A 6893-nucleotide genomic window follows, 5' to 3' on the forward strand; every position below is an offset into this window, starting at 1 on the left:
TGATCTGTCCCCTGTCCGACACCTATTGTTTCCACTCCGTGATCTGCTTTTGTACCTTCTTTCCCACAGGTTTCCACGTATTCGCTACACGCTCTGCGGCTTCCTGATATGCTTTTTCAAAATCCTTCTCCTGAAAGCAGTCTACCGATTCCTTCAGCACTTTTTGATATTCTGTCAATTCCTCGTAAAAGCTGCTGTAATCCGGCCAGAAGCCAAGCATATGTGATGTTGTTCTTGGCGAATAATGAATCCATTTATTGCGGTATTCCCTCATGTTCTTGACCGGTGTGATCCCCTCTTCTTTCTGTTGAAAGATCCCATCATTCAGCCCAAATGCTGACCGGTCACTGATTCTCTCTACAGAATCTTTCACATAGCCATCCTCGTCTAACAGCTTTTTCGCATCTTGCTCTCCCCATATCAGAGTATTGGCTATCTCATCATCCGTCCGAAGAATTTTCATAAGCTCCAGTGCTTTTTCCTTCTTATCCGAATAAGCAGATATCGCTGTGCCTTCCCCCAAGATTCCTCTTACACACACCGGTCTTCTGACAAAGACATGATCTGAGGGCTTCAGACATTCTTCTGCCGTCCACGCCATTGCATATTCTCCGCGCTCCTGATGCTGCAGCTCATCCTGTGTCGTTGTGCCATCGTCCATGCCATGAATGACGTACCCTTTCTGATAGCATTTATGTAGGAAAGACAGATATTCATAAAACTCTTCAAGTTCAAAGGGCTGATGTACGGTTTGATCCTGTATGTTGTAGACAATGTCATCATCGATCATATATTTCCGCTTCTTCACCCGTCCCTCGAAAAAGTCCATCATCGGATAACCGGTCACCATCATGTCATTCTTACCGAGCCTGACCCTTTCCATGATCCGGAATAAGTCTCCCCAGCTTCCATCCCAGGATTTGATCAGCTTCTGCGACACATGATCCTTTCGAAATGCGATCACCACTTCCGGAACATCATAATAAATTTCATTCGGGAAAACATAATTTTTGCCGCTGACACTGTTGCCTTTCCAGACCTCCTTGTCGTACAGTTTATAGACAGCCTTTCCTTCTTTGGAATGAAGCCATTTGTTTAACGGATAAAAGAGACCACTCTGTAAATACTGTGCCATCTCCCCCTGTGCTGTTTCATAACACACGTCAACATACGCCACATCTACCTCACCGGATTTCACTGCTTTTTCAAGTGCATCATGATAAATTTCCTGCTTCTCATAAGTCCTGTCCGTTTTTAGCTTTTTTACCTTAATTGCAAGATCATAACCTTTTTTTGCAAGCAGTTCATTCGTTTTGTGAATATTTTCCTTCGAAACCCTTGTATTCTCTCTGACCGCCCAGACTACTGTATTTTCTGTCTTTGCTGCAGCCTCCTTCTTTGCTTCCCCTGCTTTTTTCTCAACATGTTTCTCATGTTGCACGAAACCACTGCATCCCGCCAGCGCAGTAATGACAAACAGTAATAAAATGAGATATGTTTTCTTTTTCATAATCACCCCTCCCGTCTCCTACTACCTTTTCCGTTTCCGTACCAACAAAATTCCTGCCACAACCGCAATAACACAGATGATACCAATGACCATGTAAACCCTCCCAGAATTAGAAGTTTCGGCGTACACTTCAGGATTACTTGCCGTCTCGACATAATCATTCTTTAACTCCAGCTTCATATTTTTTTCTACCTTTTTAATTACCTTTTTCTTCTGTGATTTTTTTATATAGTTAAAAATTTCATCTTTTTTCTCATCGTAGGTCTGCTTCTGAAACTCCTTGTATCTCTTTTTCAAAATTGCGTCCCAGTCAACACCATCCGTCTGCATTTTGATTCTGCCAGACACTTCCAAATTACGTATGCAAATCGTCTTATCCGGTGTCTCAGCATAACATTTCTCCCCCAGCCAGTAAAACAAAGCATTTTTCGTCGTCTTGCTGTCATATATGAAATACTGAGTCATTTTACTGTAACCAAAAGTAAGCTTTTTACTCTTGTCATCAATATACAGACTAAATATACAAAGCCTTTTCCCATTTTTTTCAGCAAGAAAATTATAAAAAGGAGTCCCTTCTTCTTCATCGTCCACTCCAACATCATAAGGATAAAATGGAGCATGTATCACAATCTCATCTGAGTCATGGATCTTTCGAGCAATTTCAATAAAGTCTCTATACATGTCTGGTATTGTTCTCATATAGGTGACCGGATCAGCATTCTTATATTTATTGTAATACTTCATGGCTTTTTTCACATTTTTCTTAAAAATAGCCGGGGCATTTTGCACAAACGACTCTGGAATCACTTCCGAATAAATGCTATCCTCTTTCACTGTTACCGTATACGCTTTTGCCTGCACGCTGTCTACTGCGATAACGCACAACAGAATAATCAATAATTTTAAATGATTTTTCCACATGGCACGGTCACCTGCCTTTCATCCATAAATGACTCATCTATTGTTCAAATAAAGTTACCACGACAATTTCTTTATTGAAATCATTATGCAGCCCGTTATACTTGTCATCAAATCACTGCTGTTTTCTCCGCTTCCGCACTAGTAAAATCCCTGCCAAAACTGCAATAACACAGATGATACCAATGATCATATATATCTTTCCGGAATTGGAGGTTTTGGTGTCACTTTCCTCCCCAGAAGAATCATCCTTTAACTCCAGCTTCATATTTTTCTCTGCCTGTTTGACAGTCTTTCCCTTTTGAAAATTTCTCAGACGATTGAAAATTTCGTTCTTTTTCTCCTCATACGTCAGCTTCTGAAACTCCTTGTACTTCTTTTTCAGGATTGCTTCCCAGTCAACACCATCCGACTCCATTTTCACCATTGCTCCTTCCGGCAATTCATTGTCAACGATACAAACTGTCTTTTCCGGCGTCTCATAATAACATTTCTCCCCCAAGGTGTAAAACAACGCATTATACATCTTTTTTCTGTCATACTTGAACGATTCGTCGTTATCATAAATAAACGTAAATTTTCTTGTGTTATTGTCAATGCATATGCCAAAGTCGCATAGTAATTTTCCGTTTCTCTCTGCAAGAAAAGTAAAGGTAGGCGGTGCATTTTCGTCTTCCTCATTCAGGGTAACAATATAAGCACATTGCAGAGAATATAGCGTGATCTCATCTGAGTCACGGATCTTTCGCGCAATGTCAACAAAATCTCTATACGTTTTCGGTACATTTCTCAAATAGGTGACCATATCAGCGTCCTTATATTTGTCATAATACTTCATGGTCTTTTTCACTGCCTTCTTAAAAACCACCGGTGCATTTTTCAAATACGACTCCGGAATCACTTCCGCGTAAATAGTATCTGCCTGCACCTTTACCGTGTACGCTTTCGCCTGCACGCTGTCTACGGCAATAACACACAGTAAAATAATGAATAATTTTAAATAATTTTTCCACATAGCACGGTCACCTGCCTTTCAAATAAAAGCCTTCTGTTTACTGACAACCTAACATATTTTAGTCAAAAAAAGAATAGCTTTTGCACGAAACGACACAAAAACGCCATTTTTGGTCAATTTGGGGCTTTTTCGCCCATTTTGACCATGTATTTTAGAACTGTTCCGTAGAATCTGTACTTTCTTATGAATCCTGCTCCCTTTATCCGACACCTACCGTTTCCACTCCGTGATCTGCTTCTGTACCTTCTTTCCCACAGGTTTCCACGCCTTCGCTACACGCTCTGCGGCTTCCTGATATGCTTTTTCAAAATCATCCTCCTGAAAACAATCTACCGATTCCTTCAGCACCTTTTGATATTCTGTCAATTCTTCGTAAAAGCTGCTGTAATCCGGCCAGAAGCCAAGCATACGTGAGGTTGTTCTCTGCGAATAATGGATCCATTTATTGCGGTATTTCCTCATGTCCTTGACCGGTGTGATTCCCTCCTCTTTCTGTTGAAAGATCCCATCATTCAGCCCAAATGCTGACCGGTCACTGACTCTCTTTACGGAATCTTTCACATAGCCATCCTCATCTAACAGCTTTTTCGCATCTTGCTCTCCCCATATCAGGGTATTGGCTATCTCATCATCTGTCCGAAGAATCTTCATAAGCTCCAGTGCTTTTTCCTTCTTATCCGAATAGGCGGATACTGCTGTGCCTTCCCCCAGGATTCCTCTTACACACACCGGATTTCTTACCAGAAAATGATCGGAAGGATTTATCCTTCGATCAACCTGCCATGCTATGGCATATTCTCCACGTTCCTGATGCCGCACCTCATCCTGCGTCGTTATACCATTGTCCATCCCATGAGTAACATATCCTTTCTGATAACACTCATGCAGAAAAGACAGATATTTATAAAACTCTTCGAGTTCAAATGGCTGATGTACCGTTTGATTCTGAATATCGTAGACAATGTCATCATCGATCATGTATTTCCGCTTCTTTATCCAGCCTTCAAAATAATCTGTCTGCGGATAACCCGCAACCATCATATCGTCCTTGCCAAGTTTAATCTTGTCCATAATCCTAAGCATATCAGACCAGCTGCCATCCCAGGATTTAACCAGTTTCTGTGACACATGATCCTTTCGAAAAGCGATCACCGCCTGGGGGACATCATAATAGATCTCATTCGGAAAAACATAGTTTTTGCCACTCACACTGCTTCCTTTCCAGACCTCCTTGTCATACAGCTTATAAACAGCCTTTCCTTCTGTGGAATGAAGCCACTTGTTTAACGTATAAAAGAGACCACTCTGTAAATACTGCGCCATTTCCCCCAGCGCTGTATCATAACACGCATCAACATACGCCACATCCACAACTTTTTCCTTTACTGCTTTTTCGAGAGCATCATGATAAATTTCCTGTTTCTCATAGTTCCTGTCTACTTCTAATTTTTTCACCTTGATAGCAATGTCATAGCCTTTTTTCACAAGCAGTTGATTCGTTTTTTGAATATTTCTCTTCGGAATCCTTGCATCCTCTCTGACCGCCCAGACTACTGTATTTTCTGTCTTTGCTACAGACTCCTTCTTTGCTTCCCCTGCTTTTTCCCCAACATGATTCTCCTTTTGCGTGAAGCCACTGCACCCCGCCAGCGTAGTAATAACAAACAGTAATAAAATGAGATATGTTTTCTTTTTCATAATCAGCCCTCCCGTCTCCTACTACCTTTTCCGTTTCCGTACCAACAAAATTCCTGCCACAACTGCAATAACACAGATGATACCAATGACCACATAATATGTTTTCCCGGAATTGAGAGCTTTGACATCACTTTCCGCCCCGACAGAATCATCCTTTAACTCCAGCCTCATATTTTTTTCTGCCTGTTTGATTGCTTTTTTATTTTGCGATTTTTTCGCCCGATTGAAAATTTCGTTCTTTTTCTCCTCATAAGTTTTCTTCTGAAACTCCCTATAACTCTTTTTCAGGATTGCTTCCCAGTCAACTCCATCCGACTGCATTTTCATTCTTTCTCCGCCAGGTTCTTCGTGTTTGCTTATGCAAATCGTCTTATCTGGTGTCGCAGCATAGAAATCCCCTCCCAAAGTGTAAAACAATGCACTCTTCGTCGTCTTATCGTCATATTTGAGATTTATTCCCGTATAATCAAAAGAAAATTTATTGCTCACATCATCAATATATATGTAAAACATGCAAAATCTTTTTCCATTTTTATTAACATGAAAAATGTAATAGGATGACACTTCACCCACACCGGGATCATAAAGACAAAACGGATCATGTATTACAAGCTCATCTGAATCATGAATCTTCCGGGCGACTTTAATAAAATCTCTATATGGATCTGGTATTTTTCTCATATAGGTAACTGTATCCGCATCCTTATATCTATTGTAATACTTCATAGCTTTTTTCACATTTTTCTTAAAAATAGCCGGGGCATTTTTCACAAACGACTTCGGAATCACTTCTGAATAAACATTATCCACATCCACCGTTACCGTGTACGCTTTTGCCTGCATACTGTCTACGGCAATAACACACAGTAAAATAATGAATAATTTTAAATAATTTTTCCACATGACACGGTCACCAGCCTTTCAAATTTATAAATAGCTCAAGCTTTACATACATCATATGGCTTTCCATTCAATCTGTAAAGCTTGAGCATCACATACTAAAAAGTCATCATTAAGCAAGTCACTCTGTTCTTAAACCTGTTACTGAAGTATGCCCTTCAAAGAATCAATATACCCGGAAGATGGGCTCGTATTGACATGCGGATATACGATTATTGTAATCTTCCCCGCAGAGGCAGCATTAACACTATATGTTTCCGAATGTGAATAATAAACCGTTTCCTTGTTTTTGTCTAATGTTCTTCCTTTAACTGTAAATGTTCTCTGTTTAAATGATTTACTTGATGTTGAAACGGTCATCTCCATATACCGGCTTGTTTCAGTTAAGTTTGTACATGTAATAACCAATGTATTAGCATTACTAAACATTGCCATAAGTTTTGTTCTCTTATCCTGAACAAAATATTGTTGTCCGATCACAATGCTCTGTAATGCTATGCCATCATCCTGCATTGAAACCTCCTCTGCCCGCACGGCTGGTGAAGATAAACAGATAACCATCGCAAATGACATCACAAATGCGATTACATTTTTCACAATTTTTTTCATCTCAAATTCCTCCATTTTTTTGTATTTTGTTGAATCATCCCTAATAAACTGTTATACTATAATGTGTGTTTTGCTAAGCGTTCTTTTCATTTTGTATCCCTATTTACTTATGAAAAGAACGCTTTTTCAATGGTTTCTCTGCATCCTTTCGTTGATAAATGCATTCTTTCACCTCCCTTCAGCAATAATAAATTTCTGCATTTCACACGTGTAAAACACTTTCTATATACAATATATTATTTA

At 39.8% G+C, this 6893-nt stretch carries 6 protein-coding genes; all 6 read right to left on the reverse strand.

Annotation, left to right across the window (positions count from 1 at the left end):
• Positions 1 to 22: 22 nt before the first annotated feature.
• Positions 23 to 1510: a hypothetical protein gene (locus tag DXA20_RS10795; protein ID WP_118560728.1), complete on the reverse strand. Its 1488-nt coding sequence runs from the start codon at positions 1508 to 1510 to the stop codon at positions 23 to 25.
• A 21-nt stretch (positions 1511 to 1531) separates the two neighbouring features.
• Entirely contained in the window at positions 1532 to 2431 is a 900-nt protein-coding gene (locus DXA20_RS10800; RefSeq protein ID WP_118560730.1) for a hypothetical protein, read from the reverse strand.
• A 112-nt stretch (positions 2432 to 2543) separates the two neighbouring features.
• The gene (locus DXA20_RS10805; RefSeq protein WP_118560732.1) at positions 2544 to 3443 is read right to left on the reverse strand and encodes an LPXTG cell wall anchor domain-containing protein; all 900 of its coding nucleotides are present in this window, start codon (positions 3441 to 3443) and stop codon (positions 2544 to 2546) included.
• A gap of 210 nt (positions 3444 to 3653) precedes the next feature.
• Positions 3654 to 5141 (reverse strand): hypothetical protein, encoded by a 1488-nt coding sequence (locus DXA20_RS10810; protein ID WP_118560734.1) that lies wholly within the window; start codon positions 5139 to 5141, stop codon positions 3654 to 3656.
• 21 nt (positions 5142 to 5162) lie between these two features.
• A complete protein-coding gene (locus DXA20_RS10815) occupies positions 5163 to 5957 on the reverse strand; it encodes a hypothetical protein (protein ID WP_147403742.1) in 795 nt (264 codons plus the stop codon).
• 225 nt (positions 5958 to 6182) lie between these two features.
• Positions 6183 to 6650: a hypothetical protein gene (locus DXA20_RS10820; protein ID WP_147403743.1), complete on the reverse strand. Its 468-nt coding sequence runs from the start codon at positions 6648 to 6650 to the stop codon at positions 6183 to 6185.
• Positions 6651 to 6893 lie beyond the last annotated feature (243 nt).

Origin of the sequence: Roseburia sp. AM59-24XD (assembly GCF_003478445.1) — a bacterium.
Taxonomy (GTDB): domain Bacteria; phylum Bacillota; class Clostridia; order Lachnospirales; family Lachnospiraceae; genus Jutongia.

Excerpts from the sequence above, each read along its gene's own strand:
- DXA20_RS10795 (WP_118560728.1), bottom strand. The coding sequence starts at position 1,510 with ATGAAAAAGAAAACATATCTCATTTTATTACTGTTTGTCATTACTGCG.
- DXA20_RS10800 (WP_118560730.1), bottom strand. The coding sequence starts at position 2,431 with ATGTGGAAAAATCATTTAAAATTATTGATTATTCTGTTGTGCGTTATC.
- DXA20_RS10805 (WP_118560732.1), bottom strand. The coding sequence starts at position 3,443 with ATGTGGAAAAATTATTTAAAATTATTCATTATTTTACTGTGTGTTATT.
- DXA20_RS10810 (WP_118560734.1), bottom strand. The coding sequence starts at position 5,141 with ATGAAAAAGAAAACATATCTCATTTTATTACTGTTTGTTATTACTACG.
- DXA20_RS10820 (WP_147403743.1), bottom strand. The coding sequence starts at position 6,650 with ATGAAAAAAATTGTGAAAAATGTAATCGCATTTGTGATGTCATTTGCG.